Source organism: Pseudomonas sp. SDO524_S393 (genome assembly GCF_054071875.1).
In genome coordinates this window covers 67,237-83,512 of sequence record NZ_JBSVVZ010000005.1, presented here as the reverse complement: position 1 = coordinate 83,512, position 16,276 = coordinate 67,237, and the positions used below count along the sequence as shown (strand labels likewise).

Genomic DNA, 16,276 nt, shown 5'->3' with positions numbered 1-16,276 from the left:
AGCCCGCCTACTCAGCCGACCTGCACATTTCTCCCACTTCGAGACGGTAAATCCCGAAGGGGATCTATTTAATAGATACCCCCGCCGCCGACTTACCGGACGGCCAAAATGCGAATAGCGGGCTGTTGACGCATAACAAGCTGCTGACAGGTCCAAGGCTCTTAAAGTCGAACAAGGTACGTCTGACGCCACCGCCGTCACGCCAGCCAGCTTTCGCTGCTACCGACGGTGGCGCACAAACAATTCGACTACGACCCGCCGATAACCTGACCTGCAAACTCGGCCAGCAATTGTTGGATGGCCCGCAAACCGGCGCAGGGCTGGTGGTGCACAACAAGCTGCTGACCTATCAGGACAAGCGTTATCGCTACGACGCCTTTGGCCGCACGATTGAAAAGCGCAGCGCCAGGCGAGGCGTGCAACGCTTTGCCTATGACGCCGAAAGCCGCTTGATCGAAGTGCGCAACGATGACGGCAGCGTCGTGCGGATGACGTACGACCCACTGGGCCGTCGCATCGAAAAAACCGTGCACGGCAGCGATGGGTATCCGCTGGGCGAGACTCGATTCGCGTGGGATGGCTTGCGGTTATTGCAGGAGCAGAAGCACAGCCAGACCAGCCTGTATGTCTACGACGATGATGGCTACGACCCCCTTGCCCGGGTCGACGGCAGTGGCCCGTTGCAGAAGATTCGCTACTACCACAACGACCTAAACGGGTTGCCCGAACAACTCACCGAAGTGGATGGGCACAGCGTCTGGCACGCCACGTATCGGGTGTGGGGCAACACGCTGGAAGAGGTGCGCGAGCCTTACTACATCGAAGAGCAGAACCTGCGGTTTCAGGGGCAGTACCTGGATCGGGAGACGGGGCTGCATTTCAATACGTTCAGGTTTTATAATCCGGATGTGGGGCGGTTTACGACGCCGGATCCGATTGGGTTGCAGGGTGGCATCAACCTGTACCAATACGCGCCAAACCCTGTGACTTGGGTCGATCCATGGGGCTTGTTCAACTGGAACTACAAGAACATGCCTGGAATCGATGGATTCCAGAAACACCACATTATTCCTCAATCGTTGTCTGATCACCCTGCACTAAAAAAGGCTGGCTTCGACATACATAAAACGTCCAACATCATTTACTTGCCTACCGAAGAGGGCAAACATAAATACCGTACCATTCACAAAGGCTCACACCCGGGTTACAACAAAGCGGTTCGGGCGCAACTCAATGAAATCTCCATCGCCGGCAAAGCTGGAAAATGGAGTAAGGCCCAGTACGCGCAGGCTGTGAAGCAGGTTGTCAGCTCTCAGAGGTCCGGGTTACGCAATGGGCGCACCCGACTGAATAAAAACTCCACTCAGGCAGGCCGCTGCGGGAAATAATATGTACCTATTAGACATCAGTGAAAGTTATTCGGAGATTTACTGGTTCAAATATGACCAGAAGATATCTCCTGACCACCTAGTATTTATTAGTGGAGAAGAGCAATCATCCCTTGCTTCCAAGCCGACCTTTAGAAATAACAAAAAGATCAGTAAACTCCGCTTGGCGTCTTTCGATCTTCTTCAAAGCGACACACTTGAATTTGCCAGCGCGGCGATGGCCGACGTATTGAGCAAATTTGCAAAGGACGTCCAGCTCTTTCCCGCTGACGTTTACCTGAAGGAAGAAAAGCTGGAGGGATACTGCGTATTCAACGTTATTCAGACACGGCCTTGTATTGATCTGAATAATTCCCTGCATGGCCCGATGTTCAGCTTCATGCCTGAGGGGCCCATGGCATTCACCACCCTTCAAAGTCTGCCGCCTGCAGCCCTGGGCAACCACCATATCGTCAGAGCCGAGGAAAGCTCACAACGCATCTTCGTTTCCCAGCAGTTCAAGCAGCAGTGCGAAGCATCTCAGCTCAAGGGGCTGCGATTCGTAGATTGTTCCGAAGGTATTCAAGTTTAAGTCACTCAGACAACACGCTCGCCCGTAAAGAAGGGTACTTGATCCAGTCGGAGTGCCCTCTTTCCATCCGCTTCCGCGCTCCGGATCAGCCGCTTCAGCATTTTATTCACGTGTGCGTAGCGATTATCGATGTCCTCCATACGCGACATTTCAGTCGCCGCTTGGGATGACTGCGGCGCCACATTGAACTGGCCTAATGATTTTGGACACTTCAAACGGGCGCTATGATAGCGCCCAAATCTGAGGTGTTTGGATATGGGTAAATCTTATTCGAGTGAGTTCAAGCTCAAAGCAGCCAGCATGGTGCTTGATGAAGACCAGCCGGTTCCTGAGGTGTGTGCCAGTTTGGATATCGGCCCCACAGCGTTGCGCCGCTGGGTCGATCAGGTGCGCAAAGAGCGTTTGGGCTCGACGCCGGTAGGTGCCAAGGCTATCACCGCCGATCAACGGGAGATTCAGAGGCTCAAAGCTTTGCTCAGGGAGAAAGACCTGGACATCGAAATCCTAAAAAAGGCCAGTGCTCTCCTGCTGTTGGACGCCAAAGATCATTCACGCTGATCGATGAGCTGGACGAGCAGTACGGTGTGATCAGGTGTTGCCGGGCGTTCGGCGTCAACCGAAGCAGCTTTCACGCTTGGCGTCAGCACCAAGGCAGAGCAAATCCTGAGCGGGACAAGCTCAAGGCCGCGCTGGTCAGGCATCACAAGGCATCGCGAGCTTCTGCGGGAGCGAGAACTTTGGCGAAGGAGCTGCAAGAAAAAGGGCATCGTATCGGCCGGTATTTGGCCCGCAACTTGATGCCCGAAGCTGGGATCGCCAGCCGTTAGCGCGACGCCATAAGTACAAATCGCCTGGCGTGGAAGCGTTGGTGGCACCGCATGTGCTCAAGCGTAAGTTTGATGTCACGGCGGTCAATCAGGTCTGGTGTGGCGACGTGACGTACATCAAGGTCGGTAAGCGGTGGCTGTATTTCGCTGCGGTTCTGGATTTGTTTGCCCGTCGGATCGTGGGCTGGTCGTTTTCGATGATTTCCGATGCCACGCTGACCTGCGAGGCTTTGCGGATGGCAGTTGAGCTTAGAGGTCGCCCTAAAAAGGTGCTGTTTCACTCAGATCAAGGCTGTCATACACCAGTCACAAGTTCAGGAATGAGCTGCTGGAGCATGGCCTGCGGCAAAGCATGAGCCGTAAAGGCGAATGTTGGGATAACGCTCCGATGGAGCGTTTCTTTGGAAGTTTGAAATCAGAATGGGTGCCCGAAACGGGCTACACCTCAAAGCATGAGGCCCGGGCGGATGTGCAGCGATATGTTTCGCGCTACAACATCACCAGGCCTCACAGTTACAACGACTACCGGTCGCCGGTCGTCAGGGAGAGACTGGCGGCGTAAACCTTAAATGGTGTCCAAGATTACTTGACCAGTTCACGTTCGCTCCATTTTTTGGTTCACCCGCTGGTTTGAGAGGCGTTGGCAGCGTTGACGGCTTTGGCAGCTTTGACAGCTTTGGCGGCGTTGGCGGCGTTGGCAGCGTTGGCAGCGTTGGCAGCGTTGGCAGCGTTGGCAGCGTTGGCAGCTTTGACCGCTTTGGCGGCGTTGGCAGCTTTGACCGCTTTGGCGGCGTTGGCAGCTCTGGCGGCGTTGGCTTGAAAAAACTAAAGGCCTTACGCTTATCCCTGACATGCAACTCCTGGTCGGTCGCCATCGGATACTGAGACGAACGCCCGCTCTCAGTACCCAGGTCTTGCTCAACGTTCGAATCGTCCGAAACTTTTTGTTGTTGGCCTAAAACTATCGAATCCTTGTCATTCGGTCCCTTTGCGTGGGCCGACGAAACAGGCAATGGGATATATGGCTGTTCGAATAATTTCATCACTAAACCTCTTAAAGTTAATTGAGAGAGTACTCCCTGCAACCTCGAAATCTAAGTGACGTTCCGCACAGACCAGTTCCACCCTTTCTACAAAGATCTATCAAAGATAATACAAACTATTGAAATTTCTGTTGGCAACATAATTTCATAACTGTAAAAAATAATAACCCGCTTATCTTCCCCCAATAAAAATGGGCACCCGACCCGGCCGGCGTGCCCATTTTTCGTACTATTCCGCCTCCCTTCAGACGGTAACGCTTTTACGGGTTGACGCTGTCTTTGAGCGACTTGCCCGGTTTGAACGCAACGGTGTTGCTTGCCTTGATTTTCACCGGCTCACCGGTCTGTGGGTTTTTGCCGGTGCGGGCACCGCGATGACGCTGCAGGAAAGTACCGAAGCCAACCAGGGTGACGCTGTCCTTGCGGTGCAGGGCGCCGGTGATTTCTTCGAGAACGGCGTTGAGGACGCGGTTGGCCTGTTCTTTGGTGAGATCCGCTTTTTCAGCGATGGCGGCTGCGAGTTCTGGTTTACGCATATGTGAAGCCTCTTTGACGGTTTTTTGTTGTTATGTCCGTGCTGCTCTCTTGTGGAGCAGCGCCCAAAGCGCCGCAGGCTCTACTCTGCGGCAGACGGGAGTGAGGATGGCACGCCCCAAGACGCCGCGCCAGTCTCGCGACGACCTTTCTGGGGCGAAAAACGGGGTTATTCCGACAGAACGACCCGTATTTACGCCAGCAAAGGCGGAAGTTCTTTGTTGAGAGCGAGTTTTTCCATGACCGCCATGCCGGTCAGCGCATAGCCCAGCAAGCGCCCTTCGGCGTCGCGGCACAGTGCCTTGATGTCCGCGCCCTGGCCTTCGACACTCCAAGCGCCTTCGGTTCCACGAGGCGGTGGCGAGACCACCAGCGGACAAATCGGGGTTTTCACCGTGATCGGCATCGGCCCGTAGCTCACGGCGGTCGCATTGCCGGCCAGGGTCTGGGCCAGCGCACGGGCACAGCTCATCAGCGGCATGACGTACAGCAGGTTCAGGCCATCGACCTCGGCACAGTCGCCCAGGGCATAGATGTTCGCGTGGGAAGTCTTGAGGTGGCGGTCCACCATGATCCCACGGTTGATTTGCAGGCCCGCCGCTGCGGCCAGGTCGACGCGCGGGCGCAGGCCGATGGCCGAGACCACCAGGTCGCATGGGATGACTTCACCATCCGACAGATGGGCTTCCAGGCCATCCGCTGTACGCTGCAAGCGATTGAGCACCGGCCCCAGGTGGAAACGCGCACCGAGGCCTTCCAGCCCGGCCTTGACCGCTGCGGCCGCCGCTGGGTGCAGCAGGGTCGGCATGACCTGCTCGCAGGGCGCCACCAGGTCGATTTCATAACCGCCCAGGATCAGGTCGTTGGCGAATTCACAGCCGATCAGGCCGGCGCCGAGCAGCAGAACGCGGCGTTTGCCGGCAGCGGCGGTGCGAAAGCGTGCATAGTCTTCGAGGTCGTTGATCGGGAAAATCAGGTCAGCCGCATCACCTTCGACCGGCACACGCACAGTTTCCGCGCCCCAGGCCAGGATCAGGTCACGGTAGGCCACCGCCTCTTCGCCCAGCCACAGGCGCTTGTGGCCAGGGTCGATACCGGTGACGCGGGTGTGGGTGCGCACTTCGGCCTTGAGTTGCTCGGCCATGGCGCCCGGTTCCGCCATGCTCAGGCCGTCGGCTTCCTTGTTCTTGCCAAAGCCGGTGGAGAGCATGGGCTTGGAGTAGGAGCGTCCGTCATCCGCAGTGATCAGCAGCAACGGGGTCTCGCTGTCGAGCTTGCGAAACTCCCGGGCGACGTTGTAACCGGCCAATCCTGTGCCGATGATCACGACAGGTGCGTTCATTCCTTTCTCCTTGCAGTACGTTTCTTGAAAATTCAGATCAGCCGATTTCGATCATTTCGAAATCCGACTTGCCCACGCCGCAGTCCGGGCAAAGCCAGTCTTCCGGGACGTCTTCCCAGCGGGTGCCCGGCAGAATGCCGTCATCCGGCCAGCCGTCTTTCTCGTCATAGATCAGGCCGCAGACAATACATTGCCACTTCTTCATTGCGTGTTTCCTCAAGGTCCAGGCGTGTTGGCCGGCGGTCGATGGATGCAGCGTTGCCGCGCGGCTCAGCGCGTTTTGTACTGATCGGGGCCGGCAGATGCAAGCACGTTCGACGCGAGGAGCCGGTTCGGCCCGGCAAAAGATCAGGATGCCATGGTAAGCTCGCCGCCTCTTTTGCCGCCAATACTGACTCACCGTGCCGCACTCAATCGCCCTCCCCGATGTTTGCCAATGGCTGACCCAGAGCCGTTTGGCCCCCACGCCCGCGCCCTTGACCCTCAATTGGCTGTTCAACGAAGACTCGCTGACGCGGCGGCTGACGTGGCTCTCCAGGGACGGTTTCAGCGTGACGCCACTGTTCGAAGGCTGGCAGCCGCTGCGCGAGGATGAATGCGCAGCCCTGGGCCTGGCTCCGGCCACGGTCGGCTGGGTACGCGAGGTATATCTGCGCGGGCATGGCCAGCCCTGGGTGTTCGCGCGCAGCGTGGCCGCGCGCAGTGCCTTGCAAGGCGATGGCCTGCATATGGATGAACTGGGCAGCCGCTCGCTGGGGGAATTGCTGTTTTGCGACCGCGCATTTACCCGTCAGCCGATCGAAGTGTGCCACTACCCACGGCAGTGGCTGCCGGAAGCCGATCGGACCGACGGCCTGTGGGCCCGCCGCTCGCGCTTCGACCGGGGCCCGCTGAGCGTGCTGGTGGCGGAAATCTTCCTGCCCAGCTTCTGGCATGCCTTGCATGACCCCGCGGAGAACTGCTGATGTATCAACGCCTGCTCAAGTCCTTGAACCATCTGAACCCCAGGGCCTGGGATTTCATTCAACTGACGCGCATGGACAAGCCTATCGGCATTTACCTGCTGCTGTGGCCGACCTTGTGGGCGCTGTGGATCGCCGGCAAGGGCTCGCCTTCCATTGGCAATGTCGTCATTTTCGTACTGGGCGTGGTGCTGACCCGGGCCGGTGGTTGCGTCATCAATGACTGGGCCGACCGCAAGGTCGATGGCCATGTGAAGCGTACCGAGCAACGGCCGCTGGTGAGCGGCAAGATCAGTTCGAAAGAGGCACTGGTGTTCTTTGCCGTGCTGATGGGGATCAGCTTCCTGCTGGTGCTCCTGACCAACGCCACCACCATCCTGCTGTCCCTGGGCGGCCTGGCTCTGGCGGCGAGTTACCCGTTCATGAAGCGCTACACCTATTACCCGCAGGTGGTACTGGGCGCGGCGTTTTCCTGGGGCATGCCGATGGCGTTCACCGCCGAGACCGGCCATCTGCCTGCCACCGCGTGGCTGTTGTATATCGCCAACCTGTTGTGGACGGTCGGCTACGACACCTATTACGCGATGACCGACCGTGACGACGACTTGAAGATCGGCGTGAAATCCACGGCAATCCTGTTCGGCGATGCCGACCGCATGATCATCCTGACCCTGCAAGGGCTGTCATTGCTGTGCCTGTTGCTGGCGGGTGCCCGCTTCGACCTCGGCGGCTGGTTCCATCTGGGTTTGCTGACGGCAGCGGGGTGTTTTGCCTGGGAGTTCTGGTACACCCGGGACAAGGACCGGATGAAGTGCTTCAAGGCATTCCTGCATAACCATTGGGCGGGACTGGCGATATTCGTGGGGATTGTGGCGGATTACGCGTTTCGCTGAGTTTTGTGGTGGCTGGGCCGACGCCTTCGCGAGCAAGCCCGCTCCCACATTTGAATGTATTCACAAGTCAAAATGTGGGAGCGGGCTTGCTCGCGAAGCGCTTGGTGGCGCCGCAGGCTCACGGTTTGATGACGTGCCACACCCCGCCCTTGCCATCACCGGTCTTGTCACCGGCAGCCTTGTCATCCTTGTAGGTATAGACCGGCTTGCCTTTGTAGGCCCACTGGCTGGTCTGGTCGTCGCGGGTGATGACGGTCCAGTCGCCCGTGGTTTTGTCGGTGGACTCAGCCTTGAGCGGCGGCCAGTTGGTCGCACACTGGTCCTTGCACACTGACTTGCCGTCGGCGTCCTTGTCGAAGGTGTAGAGGGTCAGCCCTTTGTGGTCCACCAACAGACCGTCTTTGGTCATGGCCGGCTCCGCCGCGAACGCCAGGGTTGGCAGCGTCAATGCGGCCGTTACCAGCAGGGCTTTCCATGAAACTGTGCTGTTAGTCATCAGAACCTTCCTTTTTTGGTTGTCAGGATTCGGACCCAAAGCGTAGTCCAGAGAGGCGCGAATTGCCCAAGCGACTAAATTACTGTCACACGACTGCAATAATTCCGTTATCTAATGCGGCGCAAGACAGTTAAATGACAAGAGGATTTAGCATGGTTGGCAGGAGCATTCTGATCGTTGACGACGAAGCGCCCATTCGCGAAATGATCGCCGTCGCGTTGGAAATGGCCGGCTATGACTGCCTGGAGGCCGAGAACTCCCAGCAGGCCCATGCCATTATCGTCGACCGCAAGCCCGACCTGATCCTGCTGGACTGGATGCTGCCAGGCACCTCCGGTATCGAGCTGGCCCGGCGCCTCAAGCGCGACGAGCTGACCGGGGATATCCCGATCATCATGCTCACCGCCAAGGGCGAAGAGGACAACAAGATCCAGGGCCTGGAAGTCGGCGCCGATGACTACATCACCAAGCCGTTTTCCCCACGGGAACTGGTCGCTCGTCTGAAAGCCGTACTGCGTCGCGCCGGCCCTACCGATGGTGAAGCGCCTATCGAAGTCGGCGGCTTGCTGCTGGACCCGATCAGCCACCGCGTGACCATCGACGGCAAACCCGCCGAGATGGGCCCGACCGAATACCGCCTGCTGCAGTTTTTCATGACCCACCAGGAGCGCGCCTACACCCGTGGCCAGTTGCTGGACCAGGTATGGGGCGGCAACGTGTACGTGGAGGAGCGTACCGTGGACGTGCATATCCGCCGCCTGCGCAAAGCCTTGGGCGACGCCTACGAGAATCTGGTACAAACCGTGCGCGGCACGGGTTATCGGTTTTCAACCAAAGGTTGAAAGCAGCTGCAAGCTCCCAGCTACAAGTGGCAAGTAGAAGCTGATCTGCTCTGACTTGAAGCTTGCAGCTTGAAACTTTTCACTGTCCGAAGGACCGATCGTGAATCAAAACTGGCATGGCACCCTGATCCGCCACCTGCTTCTGTTGATCACCGGCTGCCTGTTGATTGGCCTGATCAGCGGCCAATACGGCTGGAGCCTGGCCGTCGGTATCGCCCTTTACCTGGGCTGGACCCTCAAGCAACTGCTGCGTCTGCATGAATGGCTGCGCCAGCACAAACCCGATGAAGCACCGCCCGACGGCTACGGTCTGTGGGGCGAAGTGTTTGACAGCATCTACCACCTGCAACGCCGCGACCAGCGCGTTCGCGGGCGCCTGCAAGCGGTGATCGACCGCGTGCAGGAGTCCACCGCCGCCCTGAAGGACGCGGTGATCATGCTCGACAGCGACGGCAACCTGGAATGGTGGAACCGCGCGGCCGAGACCCTGCTGGGCCTCAAGACGCCGCAGGACAGTGGCCAGCCAGTGACCAACCTGGTGCGTCACCCGCGCTTCAAAGAGTATTTCGAACAGGACAACTACGAAGAAGCCCTGGAAATCCCCTCGCCCACCAATGACCGTGTGCGCATCCAGCTGTACCTGACACGCTATGGCAACAACGAACACTTGATGCTGGTGCGTGATGTCACCCGCATCCACCAGCTGGAACAGATGCGCAAGGATTTCGTCGCCAACGTGTCTCACGAATTGCGCACGCCCCTGACGGTGATCTGCGGTTACCTGGAGACGCTGCTGGACAACGTCGAAGAGATCAACCCGCGCTGGAGCCGTGCCCTGCAACAGATGCAGCAGCAAGGCAGCCGCATGCAGACCCTGCTCAACGACTTGCTGTTGCTGGCCAAGCTGGAAGCCACCGATTATCCCTCGGACAACCACCCGGTGGCGGTGCAAAGCCTGTTGCAGACCATCAAGAATGACGCCCAGGCCCTGTCCGGCCAACGCGGGCAGCAGATCACCCTGGAAGCCGACCCGGCCGTCCTGCTCAAAGGCAGCGAAGGTGAGCTGCGCAGTGCGTTTTCCAACCTGGTGTTCAATGCCGTGAAGTACACCCAGGACAAGGGCAATATCCGCATCCGCTGGTGGGCCGACGAACACGGCGCGCACCTGAGCGTGCAGGACTCCGGCATCGGCATCGACGCCAAGCACCTGCCGCGCCTGACCGAGCGTTTCTACCGTGTCGACTCCAGCCGCAACTCCAATACCGGCGGCACCGGGCTGGGCCTGGCGATCGTCAAGCACGTGCTGCTGCGCCACCGCGCACGCCTGGAAATCAGCAGCGTACTGGGGCATGGCAGCACGTTTACCTGCCATTTCCCGCCGGCACAGATGACGCGTTCGCGGCCGGTCGGGAATGATGAATGACCTGAAGTAACAACGAACCGTGTGGGATTGTGTTGTTCTGGAGAATGCATTCCTTGCCCCGTCCGGCAGTGGGTACTAGGCAAGCGCCCCGTCAGCCGCTACATTGGCCGACTTGCGCCTGCCTTTCAGGCCCTCCTGACACCCCTTATTGAACACACGGAACCCGCAAAACCCCATCATGGACCCTTCCCCTGGTATTACCCTCGCGACACTCTTCGCCGACTTCGGCATGATTCTTTTTGCACTGATCCTGGTACTGCTCAACGGCTTCTTCGTTGCGGCGGAGTTTGCCATGGTCAAACTGCGCGCCACCCGCGTCGAGGCGATCGCTCACCAGAACGGCTGGCGCGGGCAGATCCTGCGTACCGTGCACAGCCAGCTCGACGCTTACCTGTCGGCGTGCCAACTGGGTATCACCCTCGCCTCCCTCGGCCTGGGCTGGGTCGGCGAGCCGGCCTTCGCGCACATCCTCGAACCGCTGCTGAGTGCCGTGGGCGTGCAATCGCCGGAAGTGATCAAAGGTGTGTCGTTCTTTGCGGCGTTCTTCGTGATCTCCTACCTGCACATCGTGGTCGGCGAGCTGGCGCCCAAGTCCTGGGCCATTCGCAAGCCCGAGTTGCTGTCGCTGTGGACCGCCGTGCCGCTGTACCTGTTCTACTGGGCGATGTACCCGGCGATCTACCTGCTCAATGCCAGCGCCAACACCATCCTGCGTATCGCCGGGCAAGGCGAGCCCGGCCCGCATCACGAACACCATTACAGCCGCGAAGAACTCAAGCTGATCCTGCACTCCAGCCGTGGCCAGGACCCCAGCGACCAAGGCATGCGCGTGCTGGCCTCCGCCGTGGAAATGGGCGAGCTGGAAGTGGTGGACTGGGCCAACTCCCGGGAAGACATGGTCACCCTGGACTTCAACGCCCCGCTCAAGGAAATCCTTGCGCTGTTCCGACGCCACAAATTCAGCCGGTACCCGGTGTATGACGCCGTGCGCAACGAATTCGTGGGCCTGCTGCACATCAAGGACCTGCTGCTGGAACTGGCGGCCCTGGACCACATCCCCGAATCGTTCAACCTGGCCGAACTGACCCGCCCGCTGGAGCGCGTGTCACGGCATATGCCGTTGTCGCAGTTGCTGGAGCAGTTCCGCAAAGGCGGCGCGCACTTCGCCCTGGTGGAAGAGGCCGACGGCAAGATCATCGGCTACCTCACCATGGAAGACGTGCTGGAAGTGCTGGTGGGTGACATTCAGGACGAACACCGCAAGGCCGAACGGGGCATCCTGGCCTATCAACCGGGCAAGCTGCTGGTACGTGGCGACACGCCGCTATTCAAGGTGGAGCGCTTGCTGGGCATCGACCTGGATCACATCGAGGCCGAGACCCTGGCGGGCCTGATCTACGAAACCCTCAAGCGGGTGCCGGAAGAAGAGGAAGTGCTGGAAGTCGAAGGCCTGCGGATCATCATCAAGAAGATGAAAGGGCCGAAGATCGTATTGGCCAAGGTGCTGCTGCTGGACTGATCCCTCAGTTGCCCAATGCAAAATTGGGCAACGTACCGACGGGCTGGTTGAACTCATACGGAATCGACACCAGCCCCGCCTCGGTGGCGCGCTGAACCACAAAGTGCAAGTGCGGCCCGCTGCTGTTGCCGGTGTTGCCCGACAACGCCAATGGGCTGCCCACCGCCACCCGCTGCCCGGCCCTGACACTGACCGAGCCCTGCTTGAGGTGCAGGTACACGCCTTCGGTACCGTCATCGTGCCGCACCCGCACAAAATTCCCCGACGCGTCATTGCCGCGTCCCACCTGCGCATTTTCAATGTTCACCACCACGCCAGCACGTGCCGCAATGATCGGCGTGCCTTCGGGCATGGCGATGTCCATGGCGTAACGGCTTTTGGCGTCGGTGTGACTGAAGCTGCCGTTGGGTCCCTGGGTCAAGCGAAACGGCCCACCACGCCAAGGCAAGGGGTAGCGATAGGCTTGCTGTGGATAGACGCGTTGAGGCCTGTCGGGCGAAGGGGGCAGGAACTTGCGCTCATGGATCACAAACGCCTGGGCGCCCGGCGTTTGCCGATCACTGAAAAACACATCGCCGTTGGCATCGGTGGATCGGTAGAGGGTCATGGCCAGAGTGGGCGTGGTCACCGTGGCCAACCCGCAGAGCAACAATAGGCGCATGAACATGGCGTAGACCTGCCGGAATGACTGAGCGGCAGGTTAGCAAGGCTTGATGACAACTTCAGGCTGGTAGCCCGTTGAAACAAATATCCACGTTCATTTGGGCCGCCGCCGACAGATTGACCAAGGCGTCCAGAGAAAGCTTGTCGATCTTGCCGGTGAGGACGTCGTTAAGTCGGGGCTGACTGACGCCTAGTCTGTGTGCAGCCTCTTTTTGGGAAAGCTCCCAGCTGCGAATGGTTTGGCACAACGCCAAGAGCAATTTCGAACGCAGCCGCATATTGGCAGCTTGCTGGGGCGTATCTTCCAGAGCGTCCCAAACACAGCTGAAACGCTCGCCATAAACTTTCTGATTTGTCATAGGCTTAACCTAACTCCTGCAACCTGGCGCGTGCCAGCTCGATATCTCGCCCCTCGGTTTTCTGTGTGGTCTTGCGCAGCGCGTGCAGCACATAAACGGCCTCAGGCCGATTAACCACGTAAAACACTCGAAAAGCGCCCGACTCCTCGGTGATACGAATCTCGCTGACGCCTCTCCCGATAGTTTTCATCGGCTTGCAATCAAAAGGCTGCTCACCCTGTTGCAAGAGATCCAACTGAAAACCTGCTGCCCTTCGGGCGTCGAGAGGAAACGCTTTGAGGTCCTTGAGCGAGCTTCCTAGAAACACCACATCCCTGTGCCTTGGCATTGGCTTCTCCTTTCCTGGAAAGAAAAAGCGTAATCGACGATTCGGCCAATGCTCACGGAGGTTTGTTTCAAGGCATCGCAAAGCCTCGATAACGCGGAGGCGTTATCGAGAGGCTATATCGAAACAGATATAAATCAAGCAAAGCACAGGGAATCAGACAACCGGTCGACTCCCTGTAATCAGAAGATCAAGCACCCGGCACGAAATGCTTCTGCGCCGTACCGCGTGCGATCAGGCGAGAGATGTAGTCGAGCTTCTGTGCGTCCTGATCGATGAAGCGGAAGGTCAGTTGCAGCCAGTCGCTGTCGGGCTTGGGCTCATAGGCGACGATGGCATGCAGGTAGCCATTGAGCCGCGCGACTTCGGCGTTTTCGCCTTGCTCAAGATCGAGTACTGCGCTTTCCAGAACCTGAGGCAGCACGTCACCACGGCGCACCACCAGCAGCGCCTCCTTGATGCTCAGCGCCTTGATCACGCATTGCTGGTTGCCGCTGGACAGGCGCAATTGGCCCTGGCCACGACCACCGGCCGGCGCCGCTGCGGGGGCCTGCACGGGCGGGCTGTTAAGCAGGCCCTTGCTCGGTGCCGGCGCGGCAGCCGCTACCGGAGCCGCACGGACCGCTTCAGGCTTGCCGCCGGTCAGTGCGCTCAGGGAATCGTTGCCGAATGCCGAGTTCATCTTGGTCGGCGCGCTGGCGATCAGCGCATCAAGGCGACCGATCTTGTGCAGGGCTTGCTTGACCTTGTTCAGCAGCTGTTCGTTGGTGAAGGGTTTGCTGACGTAGCCGGAAACGCCGGCCTGGATCGCCTGAACAACGTTTTCCTTGTCGCCACGGCTGGTCACCATCACGAACGGCATGGCTTTGAGGTGCGCTTGCTCACGGCACCAGGTCAGCAGTTCCAGGCCGGACATTTCCGGCATTTCCCAGTCGCACAGCACCAGGTCGAAGGTCTCGCGCATCAGGATGGCCTGGGCCTTTTTGCCGTTCACCGCATCTTCGATCTTGATCCCGGGGAAGTAGTTGCGCAGGCACTTCTTCACCAGGTCGCGGATAAACGAGGCGTCATCCACCACCAATACACTGACTTTACTCATCGACCCTTCATCCTATAAAAACTTCGGCACGCAGAACGCCTGACTGATGGCATTTTGCCAAAACTCGTTGGTCACGGAGGGACTTTATCGCTCCCGACGCGCAAAAAATTCAGATGCCACAAACGAAAACGCCCGGCCTGAGGCCGGGCGTTAATTTCTCGGGCAACCTTACTTATCGTCAGATTCGCCCGGAACATTAGGGATTTGGTCGGCAGTGCCTTCAACTTCGGCCTTCATGCGCTTGAGGCCCATGTGCCGCACATCGGTCCCCCGAACCAGATAAATCACCAGCTCCGAGATATTGCGCGCGTGGTCGCCGATGCGCTCCAGCGAACGCAAGACCCAGATGATGTTCAAGACCCGCGAGATAGAGCGTGGGTCTTCCATCATGTAGGTGGCCAGCTCGCGCAAGGCCGTCTTGTATTCGCGGTCGATGATCTTGTCGTACTGGGCCACCGACAACGCCAGTTCGGCGTCGAAGCGAGCAAATGCATCGAGGGCATCGCGCACCATGTTGCGCACCTGGTCGCCAATGTGGCGCACTTCCACGTAGCCGCGCGGCGCTTCACCTTCTTCGCACAGCTGGATGGCGCGACGGGCGATCTTGGTGGCTTCGTCGCCAATGCGCTCCAGGTCGATTACCGACTTGGAAATGCTGATGATCAAACGCAGGTCGGACGCCGCCGGCTGGCGACGGGCCAGAATGCGCAGGCATTCCTCGTCGATATTGCGTTCCATCTGGTTGATCTGGTCGTCGATCTCGCGCACTTGCTGGGCCAGGCCCGAGTCAGCCTCGATCAACGCGGTCACGGCGTCGTTGACTTGCTTCTCCACCAGCCCGCCCATCGCCAGGAGGTGGCTGCGCACTTCCTCGAGCTCGGCGTTGAACTGCGCGGAGATGTGGTGGGTAAGGCCTTCTTTGCTAATCATGTTGGCGTCCTTGGAGCGTCCGGTAAGGTGCGGAGAACCGCAGCGTCAGTGCAATGAGAACCACAGCGTCCTAGCCGTAACGACCGGTAATGTAGTCTTCGGTCTGTTTCTTCGCCGGATTGGTGAACAGGGTGTCGGTGTCACCGAACTCCACCAGCTTGCCCATGTACATGAATGCGGTGTAGTCGGAAACCCGCGCCGCCTGTTGCATGTTGTGGGTCACGATGACGATAGTGAACTTGGACTTGAGCTCGTAGATCAGCTCTTCCACTTTCAGCGTCGAGATCGGGTCGAGGGCCGAGCAGGGTTCGTCGAGCAGCAGCACTTCCGGTTCCACGGCGATGGTACGCGCGATCACCAGACGCTGCTGCTGGCCGCCGGACAAGCCGAGTGCCGAATCATGCAGACGGTCCTTGACCTCATCCCACAGCGCGGCGCCCTTGAGGGCCCACTCGACGGCTTCGTCGAGGATGCGCTTCTTGTTGATGCCCTGGATGCGCAGGCCATACACCACGTTTTCGTAGATGGTCTTGGGAAACGGGTTGGGCTTCTGGAACACCATGCCCACGCGGCGACGCAGCTCGGCCACGTCTTCACCCTTGCGGTAGATATTGCTGCCGTAAAGGTTGATCGCACCTTCCACGCGGCAACCGTCCACCAGGTCGTTCATGCGGTTGAAGGTCCGCAGCAGCGTGGACTTGCCGCAACCGGACGGACCGATGAACGCAGTCACGCGTTGCTTGGGAATGTTCATGCTGACGTTGTACAGGGCCTGTTTCTCGCCGTAGTACAGGCTCAGGTCCGGCACTTCGATGGCCACGGTTTCCTGGGCCAGGCTCAGGCTCTGCTTGTCGCGACCCAGGGCCGACATGTTGATGCCGTGGGAATGGGTTTCGTGTTGCATGGGATGCTCCCTGTGCTACCAATTCGTTGTGTTGGACCGCCGGGGCGGTCTACTCAAAAATCTGTGTCTGACACTGGCCTCTGTGGGGGCTGGTTTGTGTGGGAGCCGGCGGTTCGACGTCTCGACTTGCCCGCGATGCAAGCACCTCGGTGTGTC

Annotated in this window: 21 protein-coding genes and 1 pseudogene; 11 read left to right on the top strand and 11 right to left on the bottom strand. The window is 59.0% G+C overall.

Features of this window, described 5'->3' with window-relative positions:
• Window positions 1–186: 186 nt before the first annotated feature.
• The 6 genes and pseudogenes from ACW9IB_RS04080 to ACW9IB_RS04055 all read left to right on the top strand — a co-directional run.
• Window positions 187–1,388: pseudogene (locus ACW9IB_RS04080) on the top strand (RHS repeat-associated core domain-containing protein); the annotation flags it as partial.
• A 1-nt stretch (window position 1,389) separates the two neighbouring features.
• A complete protein-coding gene (locus ACW9IB_RS04075; protein WP_457412479.1) occupies window positions 1,390–1,959 on the top strand; it encodes an imm11 family protein in 570 nt (189 codons plus the stop codon).
• Window positions 1,960–2,214: 255 nt separating this feature from the next.
• The gene (locus ACW9IB_RS04070) at window positions 2,215–2,517 is read left to right on the top strand and encodes a transposase (protein ID WP_457412478.1); all 303 of its coding nucleotides are present in this window, start codon (window positions 2,215–2,217) and stop codon (window positions 2,515–2,517) included.
• A 26-nt stretch (window positions 2,518–2,543) separates the two neighbouring features.
• Window positions 2,544–2,786 (top strand): IS3 family transposase, encoded by a 243-nt coding sequence (locus ACW9IB_RS04065; protein ID WP_457412476.1) that lies wholly within the window; start codon window positions 2,544–2,546, stop codon window positions 2,784–2,786.
• A gap of 29 nt (window positions 2,787–2,815) precedes the next feature.
• Complete coding sequence (locus tag ACW9IB_RS04060) at window positions 2,816–3,142, top strand: DDE-type integrase/transposase/recombinase (RefSeq protein WP_457412475.1); 327 nt, start codon at window positions 2,816–2,818, stop codon at window positions 3,140–3,142.
• Window positions 3,139–3,348, top strand: a complete 210-nt coding sequence (locus ACW9IB_RS04055; RefSeq protein ID WP_457412474.1) for an integrase core domain-containing protein — start codon at window positions 3,139–3,141, stop codon at window positions 3,346–3,348. Before ACW9IB_RS04060 ends, ACW9IB_RS04055 begins: the two co-directional genes overlap by 4 nt.
• Here ACW9IB_RS04055 and ACW9IB_RS04050 read toward each other — a convergent pair.
• The 4 genes from ACW9IB_RS04050 to ACW9IB_RS04035 all read right to left on the bottom strand — a co-directional run bounded on the left by ACW9IB_RS04050 (window position 3,326) and on the right by ACW9IB_RS04035 (window position 5,910).
• On the bottom strand, window positions 3,326–3,829 hold the full coding sequence (locus ACW9IB_RS04050) for a hypothetical protein (RefSeq protein ID WP_457412509.1): 504 nt from the start codon (window positions 3,827–3,829) through the stop codon (window positions 3,326–3,328). The genes ACW9IB_RS04055 and ACW9IB_RS04050 overlap by 23 nt on opposite strands.
• A gap of 260 nt (window positions 3,830–4,089) precedes the next feature.
• Window positions 4,090–4,365 carry an HU family DNA-binding protein gene (locus ACW9IB_RS04045; protein ID WP_003213368.1) on the bottom strand — a complete coding sequence of 92 codons (276 nt, stop codon included), beginning with the start codon at window positions 4,363–4,365 and terminating at the stop codon, window positions 4,090–4,092.
• A 191-nt stretch (window positions 4,366–4,556) separates the two neighbouring features.
• Window positions 4,557–5,705: an NAD(P)/FAD-dependent oxidoreductase gene (locus tag ACW9IB_RS04040; RefSeq protein WP_457412473.1), complete on the bottom strand. Its 1,149-nt coding sequence runs from the start codon at window positions 5,703–5,705 to the stop codon at window positions 4,557–4,559.
• Window positions 5,706–5,742: 37 nt separating this feature from the next.
• Window positions 5,743–5,910 carry a rubredoxin gene (locus ACW9IB_RS04035; RefSeq protein ID WP_457364791.1) on the bottom strand — a complete coding sequence of 56 codons (168 nt, stop codon included), beginning with the start codon at window positions 5,908–5,910 and terminating at the stop codon, window positions 5,743–5,745.
• Between the two features lie 196 nt (window positions 5,911–6,106).
• Here ACW9IB_RS04035 and ACW9IB_RS04030 point away from each other — a divergent pair, with 196 nt between their 5' ends.
• Window positions 6,107–6,670, top strand: coding sequence for a chorismate--pyruvate lyase family protein (locus ACW9IB_RS04030; protein WP_457364790.1), 564 nt, complete (start codon window positions 6,107–6,109; stop codon window positions 6,668–6,670).
• On the top strand, window positions 6,670–7,560 hold the full coding sequence (ubiA, locus tag ACW9IB_RS04025; protein ID WP_457364789.1) for a 4-hydroxybenzoate octaprenyltransferase: 891 nt from the start codon (window positions 6,670–6,672) through the stop codon (window positions 7,558–7,560). Before ACW9IB_RS04030 ends, ubiA begins: the two co-directional genes overlap by 1 nt.
• Window positions 7,561–7,678: 118 nt before the next feature.
• Here the strand turns inward: ubiA and ACW9IB_RS04020 are convergent, their stop codons facing one another.
• Window positions 7,679–8,056, bottom strand: coding sequence for a COG4315 family predicted lipoprotein (locus tag ACW9IB_RS04020; RefSeq protein ID WP_457365572.1), 378 nt, complete (start codon window positions 8,054–8,056; stop codon window positions 7,679–7,681).
• A 152-nt stretch (window positions 8,057–8,208) separates the two neighbouring features.
• Here ACW9IB_RS04020 and phoB point away from each other — a divergent pair, with 152 nt between their 5' ends.
• From phoB to ACW9IB_RS04005, 3 genes are all read left to right on the top strand, one after another.
• Window positions 8,209–8,898 (top strand): phosphate regulon transcriptional regulator PhoB, encoded by a 690-nt coding sequence (phoB, locus tag ACW9IB_RS04015; RefSeq protein WP_003176964.1) that lies wholly within the window; start codon window positions 8,209–8,211, stop codon window positions 8,896–8,898.
• A 97-nt stretch (window positions 8,899–8,995) separates the two neighbouring features.
• A complete protein-coding gene (phoR, locus tag ACW9IB_RS04010; RefSeq protein WP_457365578.1) occupies window positions 8,996–10,321 on the top strand; it encodes a phosphate regulon sensor histidine kinase PhoR in 1,326 nt (441 codons plus the stop codon).
• A gap of 178 nt (window positions 10,322–10,499) precedes the next feature.
• On the top strand, window positions 10,500–11,840 hold the full coding sequence (locus ACW9IB_RS04005; protein ID WP_457365571.1) for a hemolysin family protein: 1,341 nt from the start codon (window positions 10,500–10,502) through the stop codon (window positions 11,838–11,840).
• 4 nt (window positions 11,841–11,844) lie between these two features.
• Here ACW9IB_RS04005 and ACW9IB_RS04000 read toward each other — a convergent pair whose 3' ends face one another.
• The 6 genes from ACW9IB_RS04000 to pstB all read right to left on the bottom strand — a co-directional run bounded on the left by ACW9IB_RS04000 (window position 11,845) and on the right by pstB (window position 16,120).
• Window positions 11,845–12,507: a M23 family metallopeptidase gene (locus tag ACW9IB_RS04000; protein WP_457412471.1), complete on the bottom strand. Its 663-nt coding sequence runs from the start codon at window positions 12,505–12,507 to the stop codon at window positions 11,845–11,847.
• A 55-nt stretch (window positions 12,508–12,562) separates the two neighbouring features.
• Complete coding sequence (locus tag ACW9IB_RS03995) at window positions 12,563–12,862, bottom strand: helix-turn-helix domain-containing protein (RefSeq protein WP_457365569.1); 300 nt, start codon at window positions 12,860–12,862, stop codon at window positions 12,563–12,565.
• A gap of 4 nt (window positions 12,863–12,866) precedes the next feature.
• A complete protein-coding gene (locus ACW9IB_RS03990) occupies window positions 12,867–13,190 on the bottom strand; it encodes a type II toxin-antitoxin system RelE/ParE family toxin (RefSeq protein ID WP_457365568.1) in 324 nt (107 codons plus the stop codon).
• 187 nt (window positions 13,191–13,377) lie between these two features.
• Window positions 13,378–14,286, bottom strand: coding sequence for a response regulator (locus tag ACW9IB_RS03985; RefSeq protein WP_457365567.1), 909 nt, complete (start codon window positions 14,284–14,286; stop codon window positions 13,378–13,380).
• 168 nt (window positions 14,287–14,454) lie between these two features.
• The gene (gene phoU, locus ACW9IB_RS03980; protein ID WP_110620517.1) at window positions 14,455–15,216 is read right to left on the bottom strand and encodes a phosphate signaling complex protein PhoU; all 762 of its coding nucleotides are present in this window, start codon (window positions 15,214–15,216) and stop codon (window positions 14,455–14,457) included.
• 70 nt (window positions 15,217–15,286) lie between these two features.
• Window positions 15,287–16,120, bottom strand: coding sequence for a phosphate ABC transporter ATP-binding protein PstB (gene pstB, locus ACW9IB_RS03975; RefSeq protein ID WP_457365566.1), 834 nt, complete (start codon window positions 16,118–16,120; stop codon window positions 15,287–15,289).
• Window positions 16,121–16,276: the final 156 nt, after the last annotated feature.

Excerpts from the sequence above, each read along its gene's own strand:
- ACW9IB_RS04075 (WP_457412479.1), top strand. The coding sequence starts at position 1,390 with ATGTACCTATTAGACATCAGTGAAAGTTATTCGGAGATTTACTGGTTC.
- ACW9IB_RS04070 (WP_457412478.1), top strand. The coding sequence starts at position 2,215 with ATGGGTAAATCTTATTCGAGTGAGTTCAAGCTCAAAGCAGCCAGCATG.
- ACW9IB_RS04055 (WP_457412474.1), top strand. The coding sequence starts at position 3,139 with ATGAGCCGTAAAGGCGAATGTTGGGATAACGCTCCGATGGAGCGTTTC.
- ACW9IB_RS04050 (WP_457412509.1), bottom strand. The coding sequence starts at position 3,829 with ATGAAATTATTCGAACAGCCATATATCCCATTGCCTGTTTCGTCGGCC.
- ACW9IB_RS04045 (WP_003213368.1), bottom strand. The coding sequence starts at position 4,365 with ATGCGTAAACCAGAACTCGCAGCCGCCATCGCTGAAAAAGCGGATCTC.
- ACW9IB_RS04040 (WP_457412473.1), bottom strand. The coding sequence starts at position 5,705 with ATGAACGCACCTGTCGTGATCATCGGCACAGGATTGGCCGGTTACAAC.
- ACW9IB_RS04035 (WP_457364791.1), bottom strand. The coding sequence starts at position 5,910 with ATGAAGAAGTGGCAATGTATTGTCTGCGGCCTGATCTATGACGAGAAA.
- ubiA (WP_457364789.1), top strand. The coding sequence starts at position 6,670 with ATGTATCAACGCCTGCTCAAGTCCTTGAACCATCTGAACCCCAGGGCC.
- ACW9IB_RS04020 (WP_457365572.1), bottom strand. The coding sequence starts at position 8,056 with ATGACTAACAGCACAGTTTCATGGAAAGCCCTGCTGGTAACGGCCGCA.
- phoB (WP_003176964.1), top strand. The coding sequence starts at position 8,209 with ATGGTTGGCAGGAGCATTCTGATCGTTGACGACGAAGCGCCCATTCGC.
- ACW9IB_RS04005 (WP_457365571.1), top strand. The coding sequence starts at position 10,500 with ATGGACCCTTCCCCTGGTATTACCCTCGCGACACTCTTCGCCGACTTC.
- ACW9IB_RS04000 (WP_457412471.1), bottom strand. The coding sequence starts at position 12,507 with ATGTTCATGCGCCTATTGTTGCTCTGCGGGTTGGCCACGGTGACCACG.
- ACW9IB_RS03995 (WP_457365569.1), bottom strand. The coding sequence starts at position 12,862 with ATGACAAATCAGAAAGTTTATGGCGAGCGTTTCAGCTGTGTTTGGGAC.
- ACW9IB_RS03990 (WP_457365568.1), bottom strand. The coding sequence starts at position 13,190 with ATGCCAAGGCACAGGGATGTGGTGTTTCTAGGAAGCTCGCTCAAGGAC.
- ACW9IB_RS03985 (WP_457365567.1), bottom strand. The coding sequence starts at position 14,286 with ATGAGTAAAGTCAGTGTATTGGTGGTGGATGACGCCTCGTTTATCCGC.
- phoU (WP_110620517.1), bottom strand. The coding sequence starts at position 15,216 with ATGATTAGCAAAGAAGGCCTTACCCACCACATCTCCGCGCAGTTCAAC.
- pstB (WP_457365566.1), bottom strand. The coding sequence starts at position 16,120 with ATGCAACACGAAACCCATTCCCACGGCATCAACATGTCGGCCCTGGGT.